This window comes from Micropepsis pineolensis, from assembly GCF_055392125.1.
In genome coordinates this window covers 34,449-53,742 of sequence record NZ_AP042408.1, presented here as the reverse complement: position 1 = coordinate 53,742, position 19,294 = coordinate 34,449, and the positions used below count along the sequence as shown (strand labels likewise).

15 protein-coding genes and 1 other RNA gene are annotated in these 19,294 nt (G+C 62.0%); 6 read left to right on the top strand and 10 right to left on the bottom strand.

Translation table 11 applies throughout. From position 1 onward, the window contains the following. Positions 1 to 26 precede the first annotated feature (26 nt). Both ACZ5RI_RS00200 and nudC read right to left on the bottom strand, forming a co-directional pair. Positions 27 to 2,288 carry a methyl-accepting chemotaxis protein gene (locus ACZ5RI_RS00200; RefSeq protein WP_464514098.1) on the bottom strand — a complete coding sequence of 754 codons (2,262 nt, stop codon included), beginning with the start codon at positions 2,286 to 2,288 and terminating at the stop codon, positions 27 to 29. A gap of 248 nt (positions 2,289 to 2,536) precedes the next feature. Next, the gene (gene nudC, locus ACZ5RI_RS00195; protein WP_464514097.1) at positions 2,537 to 3,505 is read right to left on the bottom strand and encodes an NAD(+) diphosphatase; all 969 of its coding nucleotides are present in this window, start codon (positions 3,503 to 3,505) and stop codon (positions 2,537 to 2,539) included. Positions 3,506 to 3,665: 160 nt separating this feature from the next. Here nudC and ffs point away from each other — a divergent pair. The 3 genes from ffs (at position 3,666) to recR (ending at position 6,298) form a co-directional block, all read left to right on the top strand. Beyond that, positions 3,666 to 3,762: signal recognition particle sRNA small type (ffs, locus tag ACZ5RI_RS00190), an RNA gene on the top strand. A 71-nt stretch (positions 3,763 to 3,833) separates the two neighbouring features. Further along, on the top strand, positions 3,834 to 5,705 hold the full coding sequence (locus ACZ5RI_RS00185; protein WP_464514096.1) for a DNA polymerase III subunit gamma/tau: 1,872 nt from the start codon (positions 3,834 to 3,836) through the stop codon (positions 5,703 to 5,705). Beyond that, positions 5,705 to 6,298 (top strand): recombination mediator RecR, encoded by a 594-nt coding sequence (gene recR / locus ACZ5RI_RS00180; RefSeq protein WP_464514095.1) that lies wholly within the window; start codon positions 5,705 to 5,707, stop codon positions 6,296 to 6,298. The genes ACZ5RI_RS00185 and recR overlap by 1 nt, the downstream gene beginning before the upstream one ends. 693 nt (positions 6,299 to 6,991) lie before the next feature. Here recR and ACZ5RI_RS00175 read toward each other — a convergent pair. From ACZ5RI_RS00175 to aroQ, 4 genes are read right to left on the bottom strand one after another with little or no spacing between them, the layout of a single operon-like run. Beyond that, positions 6,992 to 7,531 (bottom strand): L,D-transpeptidase family protein, encoded by a 540-nt coding sequence (locus ACZ5RI_RS00175; protein WP_464514094.1) that lies wholly within the window; start codon positions 7,529 to 7,531, stop codon positions 6,992 to 6,994. 55 nt (positions 7,532 to 7,586) lie between these two features. Further along, on the bottom strand, positions 7,587 to 8,957 hold the full coding sequence (accC, locus tag ACZ5RI_RS00170) for an acetyl-CoA carboxylase biotin carboxylase subunit (protein ID WP_464514093.1): 1,371 nt from the start codon (positions 8,955 to 8,957) through the stop codon (positions 7,587 to 7,589). Beyond that, on the bottom strand, positions 8,957 to 9,433 hold the full coding sequence (accB, locus tag ACZ5RI_RS00165; RefSeq protein WP_464514092.1) for an acetyl-CoA carboxylase biotin carboxyl carrier protein: 477 nt from the start codon (positions 9,431 to 9,433) through the stop codon (positions 8,957 to 8,959). The genes accC and accB overlap by 1 nt, the downstream gene beginning before the upstream one ends. 5 nt (positions 9,434 to 9,438) lie before the next feature. Further along, a complete protein-coding gene (gene aroQ / locus ACZ5RI_RS00160; RefSeq protein ID WP_464514091.1) occupies positions 9,439 to 9,930 on the bottom strand; it encodes a type II 3-dehydroquinate dehydratase in 492 nt (163 codons plus the stop codon). 134 nt (positions 9,931 to 10,064) lie between these two features. Here aroQ and thiS point away from each other — a divergent pair, with 134 nt between their 5' ends. The 3 genes from thiS to ACZ5RI_RS00145 are packed head-to-tail and all read left to right on the top strand — an operon-like array spanning position 10,065 to position 12,267. Further along, positions 10,065 to 10,271 carry a sulfur carrier protein ThiS gene (thiS, locus tag ACZ5RI_RS00155; protein ID WP_464514090.1) on the top strand — a complete coding sequence of 69 codons (207 nt, stop codon included), beginning with the start codon at positions 10,065 to 10,067 and terminating at the stop codon, positions 10,269 to 10,271. Continuing rightward, positions 10,271 to 11,047: a thiazole synthase gene (locus ACZ5RI_RS00150; RefSeq protein ID WP_464514089.1), complete on the top strand. Its 777-nt coding sequence runs from the start codon at positions 10,271 to 10,273 to the stop codon at positions 11,045 to 11,047. The genes thiS and ACZ5RI_RS00150 overlap by 1 nt, the downstream gene beginning before the upstream one ends. Beyond that, positions 11,047 to 12,267 (top strand): YncE family protein, encoded by a 1,221-nt coding sequence (locus ACZ5RI_RS00145; protein WP_464514088.1) that lies wholly within the window; start codon positions 11,047 to 11,049, stop codon positions 12,265 to 12,267. Before ACZ5RI_RS00150 ends, ACZ5RI_RS00145 begins: the two co-directional genes overlap by 1 nt. Positions 12,268 to 12,273: 6 nt before the next feature. On the opposite strand, the gene ACZ5RI_RS00140 is transcribed toward ACZ5RI_RS00145, so the two are convergent. From ACZ5RI_RS00140 to ACZ5RI_RS00125, 4 genes are all read right to left on the bottom strand, one after another. Then, entirely contained in the window at positions 12,274 to 12,774 is a 501-nt protein-coding gene (locus tag ACZ5RI_RS00140; RefSeq protein ID WP_464514087.1) for a YbhB/YbcL family Raf kinase inhibitor-like protein, read from the bottom strand. A 393-nt stretch (positions 12,775 to 13,167) separates the two neighbouring features. Beyond that, complete coding sequence (locus tag ACZ5RI_RS00135) at positions 13,168 to 14,310, bottom strand: 2'-deoxycytidine 5'-triphosphate deaminase (protein ID WP_464514086.1); 1,143 nt, start codon at positions 14,308 to 14,310, stop codon at positions 13,168 to 13,170. A 23-nt stretch (positions 14,311 to 14,333) separates the two neighbouring features. Further along, positions 14,334 to 17,135 (bottom strand): ATP-dependent DNA helicase, encoded by a 2,802-nt coding sequence (locus tag ACZ5RI_RS00130; protein WP_464514085.1) that lies wholly within the window; start codon positions 17,133 to 17,135, stop codon positions 14,334 to 14,336. Positions 17,136 to 17,214: 79 nt separating this feature from the next. Further along, the gene (locus tag ACZ5RI_RS00125) at positions 17,215 to 19,257 is read right to left on the bottom strand and encodes an ATP-binding protein (RefSeq protein WP_464514084.1); all 2,043 of its coding nucleotides are present in this window, start codon (positions 19,255 to 19,257) and stop codon (positions 17,215 to 17,217) included. Between the last annotated feature and the right edge of the window lie 37 nt (positions 19,258 to 19,294).

Here is a 19,294-nt window from a genome sequence, read left to right as displayed (position 1 = left end):
CTTTTTTTTATTGTAAATGCGGGTCTTTACGCGGCGCGTCGGCGGGCGGCCTTGGCCAGATTGAACTGCGCCACCACCCGGGCCAGATCGCTGGCAAAGGTCGCCAGCGCTTCGGATGCGGCATGGCTTTCCTGCGCCATTGCGGTGTTGGCCTGGGTGCCCTTGTCCATCTGCATCATGGTGGCATCGACCTCACCCAGCGCCCGGGCCTGTTCGGCCTGTGCGGTGGCAAGCTGCTCCATCAGTGTACAGATGGTGCCGATATCGGCGACGATTTTGTCCAGGGCATCGCCACTTTCCTGCACCAGCTTGACGCCGCTGACGACCTGCTGCTCGCTGGTCGAGATCAGGGCGCGAATCTGCTTGGCCGCGGTCGAGGAACGGCCCGCCAGTGCGCGCACTTCCTGCGCCACCACGGCAAAGCCGCGACCGGCATCACCGGCACGCGCAGCCTCGACCCCGGCGTTGAGCGCCAGCAAATTGGTCTGGAAGGCGATCTCGTCAATCACCCCGATGATCTGGGTAATCTCGCTTGACGAAGCGGCGATGGTTTCCATCGCGGCGATGGTGCTTTTGGCGACTTCGTTGCCGCGTCGGGCGTTGCTCTGCGCTTTCAGCGCGGTGGCATTGACCTCGCGGGCGCTTTCGGCGGATTTGTGCACCGATGCCGATACTTCGGTGATGGCGGCGGTGGCTTCCTCCAGCGCGGCGGCCTGCTGGGCGGTGCGCTCGGCCATATCGCGGGCGGCTTGCGTAATGTCGCTGGCGTGGTTGGAAATATCGGTGCTGCGCTGATCAATATCGCCCATCGCGGCCTCAAGCTCGGCGATGGCGGCGTTGAAATCGGTCTGGATCGCTTCGAAATAGTCGGGCAGTTCGTAATTGAGCCGGAAGGTCAGATTCCGCTCCGCCAGGGCGGTGATGCCTTCCCCAAAGACATAGGTGGCAATTTCGATATCGCGCTGGCGGATGGCTTCGCGCGCGGCGATCTCTTCGGCGGTGGCGGCATCGCGTTCGCTATCGCGGTTGCGGGCGGCGTTTTCCCGTTCAATCCGGCTGGTTTCGAGGTCCGCGATGGCGGCGTTGAACTGGCTTTGCAGCTCGCGATAGGCGGCGGGCATATCGACCTTCAGCCGGAAGGCGAGGTCTTCTGCCACCAGCGCCTTGAGCCCGGCGCCAAAGCTGTTGACCACCATCTGCTCGGCGGTGTGCTGGGCGGCTTCGGCGGCGGCGCGCGCGGCCTTTTCGGCGGCGGTCTGATCGGCAGCGCGTTTGGCGGCCTCGGCCTCGCGGCGCAGCATTTCCTTGCGGATCAGTTCCAGCGTGCCGGCAAGGCGGCCGGTTTCATTGCGATCTTCCTTGTACGGAATTTCGCCGGTCATCTCGCCACGGCTGAGCTTCTTGCTGGCCTGATTAAGCGCGCGCATGCGGCGCTTTAAGCCCACCGCAATCATCCAGACCAGAAGCAGCGTGAGCGTCGCCAGCCCCGCCACCCAGGCCATATCCACAAAGGTCACGTGCCAGATCGCTTTGACGCGGGCCTCAAGCTGGCTTTGCAGCGTGGCAAAGCTGGCGTTCCAGCTGCCGGTCAGTGCGGTGGCAAAATCGCCCCGCGCCTGATCGTAATCGGGGCTGGGCGCATCGAACGACGAACGGGCCGCGGCAATCAGCTTATCCACACTGGCGGTAATGGCATCGGCCGGTTCACGTAAACTGGCCGCCAGTGTGCCGGTTTCGTCAGCGCTGAGCGCGGCGTCATAGGCGGCTTTGGTTCTGTCGCTGTCGACTTCCAACTTGGCAAGGGCCTCACCAATCTGGATTTTGCGTTCTTCCGAAGCGGGCGCGGCAATCGCGGCGGTCAGCGCATCGACCTCGGCCACCAGCGCGGGCAGGCGGCGGGTCAGGGCTTCGGCAACGTGAAAGCTGCTGCTGCCCGGGTCCTGCATCAGGCCGGAACGGGCGGCCACATCGCGGATCAGCTTGTTCACCGCGACTTCGCGCGCCGGCAGCGTGGTGGCGGCAGCAAATTCATTGTACTGCGCATCGGTGCCCAGCGCGCTGTTAAGGGCGGTAAAATCGCGCGTGGCATCGGTGTTGCCGGTCATTAAGGTTTGCCAGATAGCACCGATATACTGCTGACCGGCGATCTCGGCTTTGGTGGCTTGCAGCCGGTCCATGCCGCGCTGTAAGGGGATAATCAGGCCCAGCGCGGTGGTGACAATCATCAGGATGGCGACCAGGGCAAGCCGCGATCCAATCGAGAGTCGTCGGTTAACAAAGCCAAACATATTAATTGCCCCGCACCAGAATGGCCTTACGATAGAAAGTAATGATTATCCGATTGTTAAGGCTAAAATGCCAACTTTTAGGATGAATCGTCAATAGGTAGTAGTTCTTATCGCCTCGCACCTAAATTATAGCGGTACAAAGTCGTTCAAATTTTATCGAATGTTAAGATTGGGCCGCGGGCAATATTAATCATTGCCCGTGCCGTTTTGATAAGATGCTGGTTAATAAGCCCGTTAACACAGGCGCATCAGGCATAAGCCCAGTTGTGGATCAGCCGATAGGCGATGGCGGTGGTCATCGGGCCATGGCGGCTGGGGTGGGTGCCTTCCAGAAGGGCGCGGGCCTCGTCGCGGGTGAACCAGTCGGCTTCGGCGATTTCCTGCGGATCAAGTTTCAGCGCCGCATCGTCACATTCGGCATAAAAACCCAGCATCAGCGCTGCCGGATAGGGCCAGGGCTGGCTGGCAAAATAGCGCACCGCGGTGACGGCAACGCCGACTTCTTCCATGATCTCGCGGCGCACGGTTTCCTCGATGCCTTCGCCGGCTTCGACAAAACCGGCCAGCGTCGAAAACCGGCCGTCTTCCCATTTGGCGTTGCGGGCCAGCAGGCAGCGGCCGTTATGGGTGACCAGCACGATCACCGCCGGGTCGATGCGCGGGAAAATATCGGCACCGCAATGGGGGCAGTGGCGCTGATGGCCGCCCATGCCGATGACTGTGGCGTGGCCGCAGCTGCCACAGAACTGGTTGCGCCGGTGCCATTCGCTGAGCGCTTTGGCTTCGGCGGCAATCGCCAGATCGGTGGCGCTGAGGAACGGCGCGGCGCGGCGCAAATCGACGAACTGGCCGGGCAGACCGGGGCCTGCGGCATGGGCCTGATCGGCCGGGCTGGAAAATGGCGCGCCCTGACGCAGCTCGGCCAGATGGCCGCGCTCGTCGCTCGCGGTGGGACCGTCCGCAATTTCGCAGGCAAACAGCGCGCGGCCTCCGTCAAGGCCGAGCAGGATGCTCTCGCCCTGATGTCTGGGGCATTCGGTGGCGGGCAGAAAAGCCGGGCGCAAACCATCGCCGACCTCGGCCGGGGCGAACAGAAGGGTACCTTCCCGCATAGGCAGAAACAGACTGTCAGGATGGCTGCGGTGGGCCGCAACCCAGGCCGGGTCCTGGCGCTTGTCGCTTTTTCGGTCGAGCGGATTTCCAGTGTAGGGGATCATGCTTTTCGCATAGCGCTTTTGCCGCGTCGGTTCCAGTTGCTTTTGCCGAGCATGGTTTGCCAATACCTGCTGTGGGTTTAATTTCCCTGACTTTTTTGAGCGGTATTTTCCGCAGCATTTCCCATCTGGCGTTTTTATTCGTCTTCGCCTATACCGCCCGTGGGAGTCGGTGGCGGACGAGCCGCTCGCGAACCCGGTCAGGTCCGGAAGGAAGCAGCCGTAGCGATGTCGGAACGGGTTGTCGCCGGCTCCCACCTTAAAAATCCCACCTGTAGCGCGATTGTGTGAGATGGACGATCCCCAGACTCCTTCACCGACGTCTTCGCCAATGCCTTCCCTGTTGGGCGATGATGCGCTGCTCGCAGATGTGCCCGCTGGAAAACCGGCGGTTTATCAGGTTCTGGCGCGCAAATACCGCCCTTCTGATTTTACCGGGCTGATCGGCCAGGAAATTCTGGTCCGCACCTTAAGCAACGCCTTTGCCTCGGGCCGGATTGCCCACGCCTTCATGCTGACCGGCGTGCGCGGGGTGGGTAAAACCACCACAGCGCGCATTATCGCCCGGGCGCTGAACTGCGTCGGCCCTGACGGCACGCGTGACAAGCCCGATATTCACCCCTGCGGTGTGTGCGAACCCTGCCGGGCGATTGCCGAATCACGTCATGTTGATGTGCAGGAGATGGACGCGGCGTCCCGCACCGGCATCGACGATGTGCGCGAGATTATCGAGGGCGTGCGTTATGCCCCGGCCTCGGCGCGCTACAAGGTCTATATCATCGACGAAGTGCACATGCTGTCGAAGCAGGCCTTCAACGGTCTTTTAAAGACGCTGGAAGAGCCGCCGCCGCATGTGAAATTCATCTTCGCCACCACCGAAATCCGCAAAGTGCCGGTCACCGTGCTGTCGCGCTGCCAGCGTTTTGACTTACGCCGGGTCGAGACCGCGGAAATGGCCACGCATTTGCGCGCGATCGCCGATCAGGAGCATGTCGCCATCGAAGACGGCGCGCTGAATTTGGTGGCGCGGGCCGCCGAAGGCTCGGTGCGTGACAGTCTTTCGCTCCTGGATCAGGCCATCGCCCACAGTGAAGGCGCCATCGATACCGAGATGGTGCGTCAGATGCTGGGGCTGGCCGACCGTGGTCAGGTGCTCGATCTGTTCGAGTATGTGCTGGGCGGGCGGATTCAGGATGCGCTGTTGCTGCTGTCCAGCCTCTATGATCGCGGTGCCGATCCGATGGCGGTGGTGCAGGATCTGCTGGAAGCCACCCATTTCCTCACCCGGCTGAAGCTTGCCCCCACGGCGATTGGTTTCTTTGATGGCGGCTCGGCCGAAGCGGCGCGGGCGGCGGAAATGGCCGCGAAATTATCGGTGCCGACACTGACCCGCATCTGGTCGATGCTGCTCAAAGGCCTGATCGAGGTGCGCGATGCCACCCGGCCGCTCGATGCCTGTGAAATGGTGCTGATCCGCTTAAGCTTTGCCGCCGATCTGCCCCCCGCGGGCAAGCTGGTGCGCGATATTCTCGATGGTGCGGGCAGTCCGGCAGGATCGTCCGTGGGCGGACAGTCTGGTGTATCGGCCGGTGGCCCGTCATCTGGTGGCCCATCATCTGGTGGCTCCACCGCCATCGGATCTGCGGGGCCTGCCGCATCGGCCCCATCCGGTGCGCCACGGGCCCATCTGCATGCGGTGGCGGGCGGCTATGGCTCGGCGGCGATGGCGTTGTCCGAGCCGATGCAGGCCCCCATGATGCAGGCCCCTGTCGCGGCACCTGCGGCGGCCCCGGCAGCCGAGGGCAAATATCACACGCTGGAAGATCTGGCGGCACTGGCGGCGGCCAACAGCGCCCCGGTGCTCAAGATCAACATCGAAACCTGCATTCATCTGATCTCGCTGGAAGCCGGGCGGCTCGAATTCTGCCCGTCCGAGCGCGCCCCCGCGACACTGGCGGGCGATCTCAAATCCAAGCTCGACGCCTGGACCGGTCTGCGCTGGGTGGTTTCGGTCGCCCGTGCCGGTGGGGCGCCGACGCTGCGCGAGCAGAAGCTGGCCGCCAAAGCGGCGCGCCATGAACGCGTGCTGCAGGAGCCCATGGTGCGCGCGGTGATGGACCGTTTCCCCGGTGCCGAAATTCAGGCCGTGCGGGACATTGTGGCCGAAGAGGCCCCAACCCCGGCTGAAAAAGACGACGAGTAATGGCGTCCATCGGCCCGGAAATCGAGCGGCTGATTCAGCTTCTCGCCAAGCTGCCGGGGTTCGGCCCCCGTTCGGCCCGGCGCGCCGCCCTGACGCTGCTCAAAAAACGCGAAGCCCTGATGCAGCCTCTGGCGCAGGCGCTGGTCGATGCCGATGCCGCCATCAAACCCTGCGAAACCTGCGGCAATCTCGATACGGTGTCGCCCTGCGCGGTGTGCAGCGATCCGCGCCGTGACCTGCGCATTCTGTGCGTGGTCGAAGATGTCGCCGATCTCTGGGCGCTGGAGCGGGCCGCGGTCTTCAAGGGCCGCTATCATGTGCTGGGCGGGGCGCTGTCGGCGCTCGACGGCATCACCCCGGAAAAGCTCAATATCGGCCCCCTCATCGCCCGCGCCGCCGAGGTCGATGAAATCATCCTCGCCATGAACGCCACCGTCGAAGGCCAGACCACCGCGCATTATCTCATCGATGCGTTAGAACCCGCCGGGGTCAAGGTTACACGGCTGGCCCATGGCGTGCCGGTCGGCGGCGAGCTCGATTACCTCGACGAAGGCACTTTGTCCGCCGCCTTCAAAGCCCGCCGGGTGCTGTAAGGTTCAGGTGTCGTTGGGGCAGGGAACTTTGCGAAGGCTGTAATTTTCTGGCACGAAGAAACTTTGCGGGGGCATGCCCCCGCGCCCCCAGACATTTCCCCCTCCAAAAAAATCCTCATCCTGAGCCCGTCGAAGGATGAGCTTGCCAGAGTGACGAAGGATGCGCCGGTCATCGTGCGAGGTCTGCCGCAACAGTATTGACCCTCCAGATCCTATTGCGCTTCGCGCTTCCCGGCTGTGCCATGCTGCGCACGGGTTATCGGCGAGCTGTTTGGTTTGAGTTGAATCTGGGTGGCCGCCTCGGTGGGCGGCCATGGCGAGATGCCGGAACCCTGCTGGCAATCACCTTCTCCTCCTCCGCCCCGGCGGGGGAGGTGGATGTCGTGCGTCAGCACGACAGACGGAGGGGGCGGGCCATCCCGACGGAGGTGCCTGGGCGGCTGGTACGCGAGGGGTGCCTGAAAAAGCCTGTTCATGGAGTGAATGCAGTAATTTCTGAAATAATATTCCGCAGTCCGCAAGATGTGTATCTTTGCTGTGGGCTCACGTATTACAATGTTACTTAGTCTTGAGGGGGCGAAAAACGTGCGCCCCAGCCTATCCAATATTGGGATAGCGGCTCATCTCCGCCTCAAAAATCTGCCCCGGTTTTCGTTGGATAAGCCCCGTGTGGTCACGGCCGCGGGGGTGCGTTTACGCCCGGATTTCGACCGGCGTGCCGTCGGGGATGACGTGATACAGCTCGTCCATCTCGTCATTGGTCAGCCCGACCGAGCCGTTGGTCCAGCTCACCGCCCGGTGCCAGTGGCCGACCCAGCCCAGACCGTTGCGCAGACCATGGATCAGGACATCGCCGCCCATGCGGGCACCACGGCGTTTGGCCATCGCCACATCCTGTTCAGACGGAAAATCGAGTTTCAGCGAATGGCGGTATTTCTTTTTGCTGATGTGCTTTTCGACGCGATAGAGGCCTTCCGGCGTTCTGGCGTCGCCCCGCTTCAGCTTGGGGCCAAGACCGCCGCGGCCCAGCGCCACGCGATAGGCTTTCAGGCGGCGGTGCTTGAAGAACAGGGTCAGGCGGTGGCTGCGCTTTTCGATCAGCACATAATCGGCCAGCGTGCCCGGCGGCAGCGCTTTACGGCGTGGCCTGAGGGCCGATGCCAGCCACATCACCAGAATGCCAATCAGCGCGGTTGCGAAGAAGACCAGCACTCCGGTGCGTTTTTTCATCATCCAACGTCCTTGCAACGTCTTTTAAGATGGCGGCTGACACGGCGCACGCCGGGGATTATTTCCCCGACGTGTCTTCAGGTTTCTGACGGTTTTCGGCCAGATACTTTTCCAGCCAATGGATGTTGTAGGTGCCGTCGATGATGTCGGTTTCCCGCATCAGCTGCTGGAACAGCGGAACGGTGGTTTCGATACCGCCGATGACCAGCTCGTCCAGCGCGCGGCGCATCCGCATCAGGCATTCATAGCGCGTCTTGCCGAACACGATCAGCTTGCCGATCAGGCTGTCGTAATAAGGCGGGATCTTATAGCCGTCATAGATCGCCGAATCGAAGCGCACCCCAAGGCCCCCCGGGGCATGGAACTGGGTGATCTTGCCCGGCGAGGGCAGGAAGGTGAACGGGTTTTCGGCATTGATGCGGCATTCGATGGCGTGGCCATGCAGCTGGATGTCTTCCTGCTTCTGCTCCAGCGGCAGACCGGCGGCAATGCGGATCTGTTCGCGCACGATATCGATGCCCGACAAAGCCTCGCTCACCGGATGTTCGACCTGCAGACGGGTGTTCATCTCGATGAAGTAGAACTTGCCATCCTCATAGAGGAACTCGATCGTGCCGGCGCCGGAATAGCCGATTTTTTTAAGCGCGCTGGTGACGATCTCGCCAATCTCGTAACGCTGGGAATCGTTGAGCGCCGGGCTGCCGGCTTCTTCCATCAGCTTCTGGTTACGCCGCTGCAGCGAGCAGTCGCGTTCGCCCAAATGGATGACGTTGCCGAAATTGTCGGCCAGCACCTGCACCTCGATATGGCGGGGCTTCTGCAGGTATTTTTCCATATAGACCGCGTCATAGCCGAACGAGGTCTTGGCTTCGGTGCGGGCCGTTGACAGGGCCAGCGGCAGATCTTCCGGCTTGAACGCCAGCTTCATGCCGCGCCCGCCACCTCCGGCCGACGCCTTGATCAGGATCGGATAGCCAATTTCCTCGGCCACGCGCCGGGCGACATCATCGCTTTCGACCGCACCGTCAGAGCCGGGCACGGTGGGAATCCCCGCCGCCTTGACCGCCGCCTTGGCCGCGATCTTGTCGCCCATCAGGCGGATCTGCTCGGGCGTCGGGCCGATAAAGGTCAGGTTATGTTCGCGCACGATGTCGGCAAAGCGGGCGCTTTCCGACATGAAGCCATAACCGGGATGGATCGCCTGAGCCCCGGTGATCTCGCACGCCGAGATAATCGCCGGAATGTTGAGATAGGACTGGGTCGCGGTCGGCGGACCAATGCACACGCTCTCGTCAGCCAAACGGACATGCATGGCCTCGGCATCAGCGGTGGAATGCACCGCCACGGTGGCAATGCCCATCTCCCGGCAAGCCCGGATGATGCGCAGCGCGATTTCGCCGCGGTTGGCGATGAGGATTTTGTCGAACATCAGGCAATCACAACCAGGGTTTGGCCAAACTCAACCGGCTCGGCGTCGCGCACGCAGATTTCCGTAATGGTGCCCGAACGTGGTGCGGCAATCGGGTTCATCGTCTTCATGGCTTCAACGATCAGCAGCGTGTCGCCTTCCTTGACCGTGTCGCCAACCTTGATGAAGGGCGGCTTGCCGGGTTCGGGGCAGACATAGACCGTGCCGACCATCGGCGAGGGAACGGCGCCTTCTGCCGGGCCCTTGGGGGCGGCAGGGGCCGCAGCCGTCGGGGCCGCCGCTACGGCGGGGGCGGCCGGGGCCATCTGGGGGGCGGCAACAAAATTGCCGGTCATCTGGCGGGCAACCCGCACGCGGGCACCACCCTGTTCGATCTCGACCTCGGTAAGGCCGGTCTCGTTCAGTACCTTAGCCAGCTCCTGAATGACGGAGGTGTCGATCCAGCCTTGCGACTTCTGTTCACCGGAATTTTTCATGTCTTTTATACTTTTTCGTTTTTCTTTGGGCCTGCGACAAGGCTGGCGAGGGCATCGACAGCCAGAACGTAACTGTTGGCGCCGAAACCGGCGATAACGCCGCTCGCAACCAGACTGATATAGGACAAATGCCGGAACTGTTCACGGGCATGCGGGTTGGACAAATGCACCTCGATCACCGGCTTGTCCAGTGCGCGCAGGGCGTCATGGATCGCTACTGATGTATGGGTGTAGCCCCCCGCATTCAAGATCACCCCGCACGAGGCGGTGCGGGCTTCCTGTATCCAGTCTACCAGATCGCCTTCATGATTGGATTGGCGGCAAATAACCGCCAGATCATGGGTTTTGGCCTGGGCGGTCAGCTGTTTTTCGATGTCCGCCAGCGTGGCATGGCCATAAATCTCCGGTTCACGCAGGCCCAACAGGTTAAGGTTGGGGCCATTGAGCACGAAAATGGGTAGGCGTGCGGACGAAACCGTGGTGGATTTTTTGGCCATTTTTTTAAGTCCCCGTGACGTTTCCCCCAACGCATCCCTCAGCGGATATCGGCAGGGCTGGCGAAAATGTCTGCTGGTAAAGCTTTATCCGAGCCATTAAGACAAGGCAAATATCCTGTCGTGGGGTTTAGGCAATGCCGATCGCGGTAATTATAAATGGTGAGGAAAAACAACTGGATGGCCCGATGAGCGTGGCTGACCTGTTGCAAAGCCTCAACCTGCCCGCGGCCAAGGTCGCGATCGAGTGCAACCTCGAAATCGTGCCGCGGACCGCGTACGGGCAAACCCTGCTGTCAGCCGGCGACAGGATCGAGATCGTTCATTTTATCGGAGGTGGGTAATGGTCGAGGATAAACCGCTGGTGATTGCCGGGCGCACATTCGCGTCGCGCCTGATCATCGGCACCGGGAAATATTCCTCTTATGCCCTCAATGCGGCGGCGCTTAAAGCCAGCGGTGCCGAAATGGTCACGGTGGCGATCCGACGGGTGAATCTGACAGATCCTGACAAGGAAAAGCTGGTCGATTTCATCGACCCCAAAGAATACACCTATCTGCCCAACACGGCGGGCTGCTTCACAGCGGAAGACGCCATTCGCACTCTACGCCTGGCGCGCGAGGCGGGGGGCTGGTCGTTGGTCAAGCTGGAAGTCCTCGGCAGTAAAAAGACCTTGTATCCCAATATGATCGAAACGCTTCGGGCGACGGAGCTTCTGATCAATGACGGGTTCCAGGTCATGGTCTATTGCAGTGATGACCCCCTGATGGCCAAGCGGCTTGAGGAGCTGGGTGCGTGTGCGATCATGCCGCTTGCCGCGCCGATTGGTTCCGGCCTTGGTGTGCAGAATCCGGTCGGCATCCGCATGATTATCGAGGATGCCAAGGTGCCGGTGATTGTCGATGCCGGTGTCGGCACGGCGTCGGATGCGGCCATTGCCATGGAGCTGGGCTGCGACGGTGTGCTGATGAACACCGCTATTGCCGAAGCCAAAGATCCGGTTCTGATGGCTGAAGCGATGAAGCATGCGGTTCAGGCTGGCCGTCTGGCCTATCTGGCCGGACGGATGCCGAAAAAGACCTATGCCGATCCTTCCAGCCCATTGTCGGGGCTGATCTGATGGGGCGGCGGCTTCTTGCGGCGTTTCTCGCAGGGTGTGCGCTGACCGGGACGGCTTTGGCGCAGGTGGCGGTTTCCGCCAATGACGGCAAGGCGGTTCTGTCAGAGACCGGTCAGACGGTGGTGCCGCCGGCACCGCTGCCCGACAGCGTCACGGTCTATCGGCTGGGGGGCAAGCTGCCCCAGCTGATTGGCGAGGTGAAGGTGCCGACCTCGGTGGTTGGTCCGCCGCAAAGCGTGGCAATTGCCCCGGACGAAAGCTATGCCCTGGTGACAGCGGCGACCCGGCTCGATCCCGCTGATCCAAGCAAGACGGTGCCGAACGACACGGTTTCGGTGGTCGATCTCAAAAACCTCTCCGTGGTGCAGACGGTTCAGGCCGGGCCGGGGGCGTCGGGGGTATCGATCAACCGGGCAGGCACGCTGGCGCTGGTCGCCAACCGGGTCGAATCTACAGTATCGGTTTTTACCATTACGGACGGTCGGCTTAACGCCATGGGTAAGGTCTTCTTAGAGGAAGATTCCAGCCCCGCGCTGGCGGTCTTCACCCCGGATGGCAGCAAGGCGCTGTTAACCCGGGATGGTGATTCGCGCATTTCGGTACTGGCCATTGATGGGGCCAAGGTGACCGATACCGGTTATGCCATTTATGCGGGCCTTCGCCCCTACGCAATCGAGATGAGCGGCAAAGGCGATTATGCTGTAGTGGCCAATATTGGTATCGGCGGCCACGACAATGATTCGATCAGCCTGATCAACATGAACTCGGTGCCGGTGCGGGTGGTCGATACCCAGAGCGTGGCGCCGTCGCCGGAAGGTCTGGCGGTGTCTGCCGATGGTAAATTCGTTGCCGTCAGCTCGCTCAACGGTTCCAACTTCGCCCGCGGAGAGCTGGGGGCCCATGATGGCGGCATCCTGCAGATTTTCCAGCGTGACGGCTTAAGCCTGAAGCTGGTCGCCTTTGCCCCGGTCGGGCGCTTCTGCGAAGGGACGGCATGGAGCGCCGATCACCGTCAGCTGCTGCTGCAATGTATGGCCGATAAGGAAATCGAGGTCTTCGCCTTTGACGGGCGTCATTTGCGCCGGACCGGTGCGCTTCCGGTTCCCAATGGTCCGGCAGGCATCCGGGTTGCCGACAATGCGGTCCATTCTGACGGTGCGGACCGTCCGGTCAAAGCCGCCACGGCTCGCAAGGCGGTGAAGAAGAAGCGCAGGCACTAAACCCGTTTAGCGCCCGAACAGGCCGGTCAGGGTGGTTTTGGCAATGGTTTGTGCCTCGATCAGCGCTTTGACCTGCTCAGGTCGGGCGCTGGGGTCGATCTCCAGCCGCGCCACCTTCAGCGCATAGAGCGTGAAGATATAGTGATGCGCCGGTCCCGCGGGCGGGGCCGGGCCGCCATAATCAAAAATGTCGAAATCATTGCGGATCTGTAGCGCTGTGCTGGGCAGACCGTGACCGGGTTTGGCCCCCTGCGGCAGATAGGATTGCCCGGCGGGAATATTGATCACCAGCCAGTGCCACCAGCCGCCCGTCCGCGGGGCGTCGGGATCAAAAACCGTCAGTGCGAAGCTTTTGGTGGTGATCGGCGCGCCGGTCCAGAACAGTTCAGGCGACAGGTTCTGGCCGCTGTAGCCATAGCCGTTATAGACATGGACCATCGGAATGGTCTGCCCGTTATGCAGCGTCGGGCTGCTGAGGTGCATTGCCTCGGCGTTGGTTGTCGTCATCGCTATCACCGCAACGATTAGGCACAGGCTTTTCAGCATTGTCAGGCTTTACGTAGCGCAAACGGTTTTGCCGGGTGACGGTAAGCCCATATTTGTTGATAAAAAAGATGCGGTCAGAAAAAACTGAGGCGGCCGGCGCGTTGCCGCGCCGTAGCCGCCTCATACTGCCCCCTTACATACGGACCAAACCCCAAGTTCCCCTCGCAAGCCAGGCACCGTATGTATCAAAATAGCCCGATCTATTGGCACACATGCAACAGTCATGTTGCCACCCCTTATGGATTTCAGACCATACGTGGGATTCCAGCAACAGATTTCGCCCGATAACCTTAAAACCGGACAGGAAGACTGGCCTTTCGCCATAGTGCATGTGCTGTATGGATACGCGCGGTCTTAAAGCGCCTTGAAATGCTTGGACAGCTTCAGGCCCTGGCGCTGATAGTTCGAGGCGATCGACGTGCCATAAACTTCGGGCGGCGGGTCGGTCAGTCGTTCAAAGATCAGTCGGCCGATGGTCTGACCATGTTCGAGGATGAATGGCACTTCGCGTGAGCGTACTTCCAGCACCGCATGGGCGGATGGCGCGCCATTGGGTTCATAACCAAAACCGGGATCGAAGAAGCCGGCGTAATGAACCCGGAACTCACCGACCAGCGGATTGAACGGCACCATCTCGGCGGCGAAATCTGGTGGTATCGCCACCGCTTCGCGGGAGACCAGAATGTAAAACTCGTCCGGGTCGAGGATCAGCGTACCTTTGGCGGGCCGCGCGATGGGGTCCCAATATTCATAGGGATCCAGAATGTTGGTGCGATCGACATCGATCAGCCCGGTATGGCGTTTGGCGCGCCAGCCGACGATGTTGCCTAAGCCCTGCGCGGGGCGCGCCGCGTCCCCCTTCAGATCAATGCTGAGGCCCAGACCGCCTTCAATATCGGCCTCACCGCTGACCAGCGGGCTTTGCTCGTGCAGGCGCTTGAGCTGGGTATCGGTGAAGCTGGGCGAGCCATGACGCACGCGCAACTGATTAAGGCGCGAGCCTTTACGCACCACCACTGGGAAGGTGCGCGGTGAAATTTCGGCATAAAGCGGGCCGTGATAGCCTTCATCGATACGGTCGAAGCCCTGAGCGTGGTCGGTGATCAGGCGGGTGAAGACGTCGATGCGTCCGGTCGAACTTTTCGGGTTGGCCATGCCCGAAATGCGCTTGGAGAATTCGACCCGCTCCTGTAGTGGCACAATATAGACGCAGCCGGTTTCCAGTACCGCACCGTCGGTGATGTCAAATTCGTGCATGGTGACTTCGGCAAGCTTCTCGGCCACGGTGGCCTTGGCCCCGGGCAGGAAGCTGGCGCGTACACGATAGGCCTTTTGTCCCAGACGCAAATCCAGACTGGCTGGTTGTATCTGATGCTCAGCCACCGCTTCGTCGGCAAAGATCTCCCGGCCTGTTTCAATCAGGCGCTTCAGGATATGGCCGGGCAAAATGCCGGTAGAATGGCGGCCAAAAGTATCGGTTTCACCGGTATCGCTCACGGTCTGGCTCATCATAGGCTGGGTCATGGTGGGGTTATAGCCGGTGCGGCGGGGAAGGTCATCTCCTTTACGGAACCATCCCCAGCGCTGTTGAGCGCTGGTGTTTCGGCCAGAAAGGTGCGGATTTCGCTGACCGCTTCGGCCAGACCGCAGCGCAGCACCGGGGCATCGGGCGGCAGGGCGGCCAGAAGCCGCGAAGGCGTCGCCCCTTCCAGAATAACGAAACAGCCCTTGTCGGTACCGCTGCGGATCAGCCGCCCGAAGGCCTGTTTCAGCCGGAGTCGGGTGATGAGGTCGTCATAGCTGCGGCCAAATTTGGTCCGGCGGGCTTTGTGCAGAATGGTCGGTTTGGGCCAGGGCACCTTGTCGAACACCACCAGCCGCAGCGAGCGCCCCGGCACATCGACCCCATCGCGTAAGGCATCGGTGCCCAGCAGGCAGGCGTTCTCCTCGGACCGGAACAGGTCGACCAGCGCGCCGGTATCAAGCCGGTCGATATGCTGGGCGTAAAGCGTCAGCCCGGCACTGGCCAGTGGCTCACGCAGGCGGGTCTCGACCCCCTTCAGCGTGCGCACGGCGGTGAACAGGCCGAGCGCTCCGCCGCCTGCCGCCAGGAATAATTCTCGGAATGCCGCCGACAGCGCATCGATATCGCGGCGGCCGACATCGCGTACCACGAAGATGCGGGACTGGCTGGCATAGGAAAAGGGCGAGCCAAAGGAAAACCGCCCTGGTGGCACCGGCAGATGGTGCGCCCCGGTGCGCTGCTCGGCCGACTGCCAGTCGGCGCTTTCTTCCTGCTGACTGACCTCGTCGCGTAACGTGGCCGAGGTGATCAGCACGCCATGGGCTGAGGACAGCACTTCCTCGGCAAAGGGCTTACTGGGATCGACCCAGTGGCGCTGCATGCCGACATCCAGATCGCGGCCATCCTCGCGCACAATCTCGAACCAGTCGGCGAAATCCTCGATCACTTCGCCGCTGGCCAGGCTTTCCAGCATAGCGATCCAGGCCGGCAGGATCTGACGGGCGCGCCGCTCCAATCCACGGGCATGGGATTCAATGCGCAGGCGGGCCGACGGCTCCAGCGTACCAGCCTCGTCATCCAGTTTGGTCCGTAAGAGACGCGCCAGCCGGTTCAGCGGCACGGCAATCTGTTTCAATGCTTCCTGTAGTTCCTCGGCGGCACCGATCAGGCTGCCAGCGGCGGGCAGTGGTTCACATTCCAGCGAGTAATAGCCGTCATGCTCGCTGCTCTGGGCACGGACCTGTTGATAGATCTCGGCCAAAAAGGCTTCGCCCGCCCCACGTGGGGTGCCCAGATGTTGCAAAAAACCATCCCCGGCCAGTGCGTGGGCTGCTGACACCGCCTCGTCGAGGATTTCGCGCGCTGCCGGATCGTCGGTGACGTAATCCTTCAAGCGTTCTGCCAGCCCCCGGGCACGGCTGCCGCGGCCTTCGGGGCCGCGCAACCAGCGGCGCAGCTCCATCATCTCGAAACCGCTCAAGGCGGCTGAGAAACCGCTGTCTGCCGCATCAAACAGGTGATGGCCTTCATCGAAGACAAAGCGCACCGCACGTTCGCCACCTTCTTCGCCGGTTGCCGGGCCGTCCTGCACATTGCGGGCGATGACCAGTGCGTGGTTGGCCACCACGATGTCGGCGCTGCGGGCCCGGCGCACCACCTTCTCGATGAAGCAGCGCCGGTAATGGGCGCAACCGGCATAGATGCATTCACCGCGCCGGTCTGATACCTCGCGTAAGGGGAAGTTGGTGGCCAGAAAGGCCGGGAACCCAGCGCCCGATATGTCGCCATCTTCGGTGGCCCTGACCCAGCGCGCGATCAGCGCCAGTGCCACCTGTGCCGGGCCGCCGGTCAGTACTGTGCGGCGCACCGCGTCTTCAAAATTGAGCAGACAGAGATAATTTTCGCGGCCTTTGCGCACCACCGCCTTCTGGCGCCGGATCACCGGATCAGGATAGAGCCGCCCGATTTCCTGCAGGATCTGACGTTGCAGGTTGCGGGTATAGGTCGAAATCCATAAGCCCGGCCCGTTCTTTTCTGCCCACAGGCTGGCCGGAGCAAGATAGCCCAGCGTCTTGCCGGTGCCGGTACCTGCCTCGATCAGGGCGATGTTAGGCGCCCCGGCGCGCTGGCGCGGGGCAAAGGTGCTGGTGGCTGCGGTACAAAAGGCAACCTGCTCGGGGCGGGCTTCGCCCTTGGCGCCGACCAGCGACTGCAGGCGGGCGCGGGCTTCTTCGGCCTCAACTGGTTTGGAGCCGGGCTTGCCGGGCAGGGCTTCGTCCTCCCATTCCTCCAGCGCCTTCCAAACCTCGAACCCGGCCAGTGTGCTTTGCTTTTTTTCCGGCTCGCCCAATGTGGTCAGTACCATCGGGGCCCAGCGCCACACCTTCGCCAGCGACATTGCCAGCGCGCGCATATGGGCCTTGTCATCGTCCGGAGCGGCCGCGATATCCTCGAACAGGCGTCGGGCGGCGCGCCACAGGCTGATGGCCTTTTCCTCGTCCTGCACCGGATGGGGCAACCCCAATGCAGCGGCAACCCCGCCTGCGCTCGGTATGCAAGGGGTCGCTGGGTGGACAAAGGCGAACAGTTCCAACAGATCAAAGGGCGGGCGGGCGCTTTGAATTTTCAGCCGACCAGCCACAAAGGCTGCACCGGCCACCAGCACCGCGCCCGAAACAAAGGCGGCGCGGGCATCTGCCGGGTTCAGGGGGCGGATGGTGCCGTCCCTGTCACACAGAAGGGCGCCACGGGCCACCGGCACCAGGGCCGGAACGGTCTTGCGCGCGCTGTCTTGCATCAATGCATACCTCTGGCCCGATCTTTAGCGCAGCAAAGCCGGTTTTGGATATGGGCTTGTTGAATGGGGGGGCGGGTGTTCAGGCCGCCTTGTCCAGCTCGGGGTAGAGATTGAGCAGGGCTTGCCGCGTGGCACGGTTGTCGCCCAGAATCTTCAAGGCATGGTTCTGCAAGGCGGCATCGCTGGCCTGAGCCCGCACGGCGGCGTTGAAGGCCCGCGCGCTGGCGGTCAGCGCATTGAGGCCCAGCCCGCTGGCGCTACCGGCAATGTCACGGGCCAGCCGTCCGACATCTTCCCACTGTTCGTGGCCAGCGGCATCTTCCAGCGCACTGCAGATCTTGTCGGTATTTTCGAGGTAGGAGCGCAGGATTTCGACCAGTGTGGTTTCTCCGACCGACTTTTCCAGCTCGTTGATAGCGTCGTTATCGATCAGCAGTACGGTCTCTGCTTTGGGGGGCGTGGGGGCTTCGGTCGTCTGGCTCGCCAGCAGCATCAGCAGTGCCTGGTACAGGGCGGTGGGCGGGCAGGGCCAGGCCAGATAGGGCCCCGCCGTCGGGGCGGGCTGGCCCATGTTTTTCAGCATCAGGATCGGTGACTTTTCACCCGGCGCGGCCGCTAGCACATCGCCGAATTCGACGGTCGTGATGATGGCATCGAAAGGTTCGCGCGTGGCGCGGGTGGTAAAAATTGCCGGATTGGCTGCAATTTCTAGCTGATTATCTGGATACAGAATGCCGCTTAAGGTTTTGGCCTGAAGTGGATCGATCAGGCAGATCAGCAGCTTAAGCCCGCTGGGGGGGGCAATGTCGACCAGTGGGGCGATGTCTGTAGCGCTGGCCGATAGTGCAGGGACGGTAAACCAGAAGACCGAACCTTCGCCTAGGCTGCTTTCATAACCGATTTCCCCACCCGCAGCCTCAATGATGTTTTTTGCGACGCCCAGGCCTGGGCTGCTGCTGCGCCCACTATGGCGGGCGTAATCAGCACCGTCTTCAAGTGCGTTCTTGAACAGCTCTGGCGCGATTTCGGGCGGTACGCCCAGACCGGTATCGCTGACGGTAAAACGCACCAAGGGGGTGCCAGTGCGCGCGGTGGCTTCCACCTTGATTTCGATGTTGCCAGCGGGGGTGAATTCCAGTGCGTTGCCGATCAGTTTAAGCAGAGCCTGACGCAGGGCGTGGGGACCTAAGCTGACGCGCGGCAGCTCGGTCCCGATCATGGTGGTCAGATGCAGGCGTTTTTCCCACGCCATCGGCTGCAGCAGGCGCGCCACCGAACGGGTTACCGAAACCGGATCACATTCGCCCAAGGTGTCGATGCCGCTATTGTCTTCAGCCAGTACGGCAATGTCGTCGAGCAGGCTTTTAAAGCTGCGACCGGCCTCCAGAATGATTCGGGCCTGATCACGCTGGGGCTGGGGCAGCTCGGCACGGTCGAGCAGCTGGGCCATGCCCAACAAGGCATTGAAGGGGGTACGTAATTCGTGGCTGATGCCCGCGACGATGCGCTTGCTTTGGCGGGCTTGTTCGGCGGCAGCGTTCTCTGCGGCGATGCATTCGGCGGTGGCAGTGGCAGCCTTTTCTTCGGCTGTGGCAAGGCGCTGCCGGGCTGCTTTAGTTTCGGCCCGGCTTTCGGCCAACCGGCGCGCCCCGGTCAGCCGCGCCATCGCCAGGGTCAGAATGATGCCGCAGATCAGCGCGGCAATCAGCAAATGGGCCGTGCTGTTGCCGGTGACCATGCGGGCAAGCAGCGGAATGAGCGCTGGAATGCTCAAAGCCAGCGTGGCGGGTAGGTCTTCGGCGTGCAGCAGGCTTTCGGCGCTGACCGCCGCGCAGATCACCACGGTCAGCATGATCTGGCTGGCGATTGCCCCGGGCACATACCAGAACCAGGCCCCCAGGCCCCAGGCGCCACCAGCCAGCGCGACCAGTGTCAGCCTGAGCCCGCGCGTCCGGCGGCGTTTGACGGTGGAAATCTTAAGATAGCCCAGCCCTGCATCAGCCAGGGACGCCGCAATTAGCAGGGCTAGAGGCAGCCACAACCCCGGCCCGCCCAAGCCATTGATGCGACCGATCAGGGCCGCAAAGGCGGCATAAATCAGACAGAGTAGCGACGCAGCCACACCTATTCCCTTTGCCGGCGGAACTGCGGCAACAGGT

What these genes read in the sequence shown, in the direction of transcription:
- ACZ5RI_RS00150 (WP_464514089.1), top strand. Translation starts at nt 10,271, where the DNA reads ATGGTCGAGGATAAACCGCTGGTGATTGCCGGGCGCACATTCGCGTCG.
- recR (WP_464514095.1), top strand. Translation starts at nt 5,705, where the DNA reads ATGGCGTCCATCGGCCCGGAAATCGAGCGGCTGATTCAGCTTCTCGCC.
- accC (WP_464514093.1), bottom strand. Translation starts at nt 8,957, where the DNA reads ATGTTCGACAAAATCCTCATCGCCAACCGCGGCGAAATCGCGCTGCGC.
- accB (WP_464514092.1), bottom strand. Translation starts at nt 9,433, where the DNA reads ATGAAAAATTCCGGTGAACAGAAGTCGCAAGGCTGGATCGACACCTCC.
- ACZ5RI_RS00140 (WP_464514087.1), bottom strand. Translation starts at nt 12,774, where the DNA reads ATGACGACAACCAACGCCGAGGCAATGCACCTCAGCAGCCCGACGCTG.
- ACZ5RI_RS00175 (WP_464514094.1), bottom strand. Translation starts at nt 7,531, where the DNA reads ATGATGAAAAAACGCACCGGAGTGCTGGTCTTCTTCGCAACCGCGCTG.
- ACZ5RI_RS00200 (WP_464514098.1), bottom strand. Translation starts at nt 2,288, where the DNA reads ATGTTTGGCTTTGTTAACCGACGACTCTCGATTGGATCGCGGCTTGCC.
- ACZ5RI_RS00185 (WP_464514096.1), top strand. Translation starts at nt 3,834, where the DNA reads ATGCCTTCCCTGTTGGGCGATGATGCGCTGCTCGCAGATGTGCCCGCT.
- thiS (WP_464514090.1), top strand. Translation starts at nt 10,065, where the DNA reads ATGCCGATCGCGGTAATTATAAATGGTGAGGAAAAACAACTGGATGGC.
- nudC (WP_464514097.1), bottom strand. Translation starts at nt 3,505, where the DNA reads ATGATCCCCTACACTGGAAATCCGCTCGACCGAAAAAGCGACAAGCGC.
- ACZ5RI_RS00145 (WP_464514088.1), top strand. Translation starts at nt 11,047, where the DNA reads ATGGGGCGGCGGCTTCTTGCGGCGTTTCTCGCAGGGTGTGCGCTGACC.
- ACZ5RI_RS00130 (WP_464514085.1), bottom strand. Translation starts at nt 17,135, where the DNA reads ATGCAAGACAGCGCGCGCAAGACCGTTCCGGCCCTGGTGCCGGTGGCC.
- aroQ (WP_464514091.1), bottom strand. Translation starts at nt 9,930, where the DNA reads ATGGCCAAAAAATCCACCACGGTTTCGTCCGCACGCCTACCCATTTTC.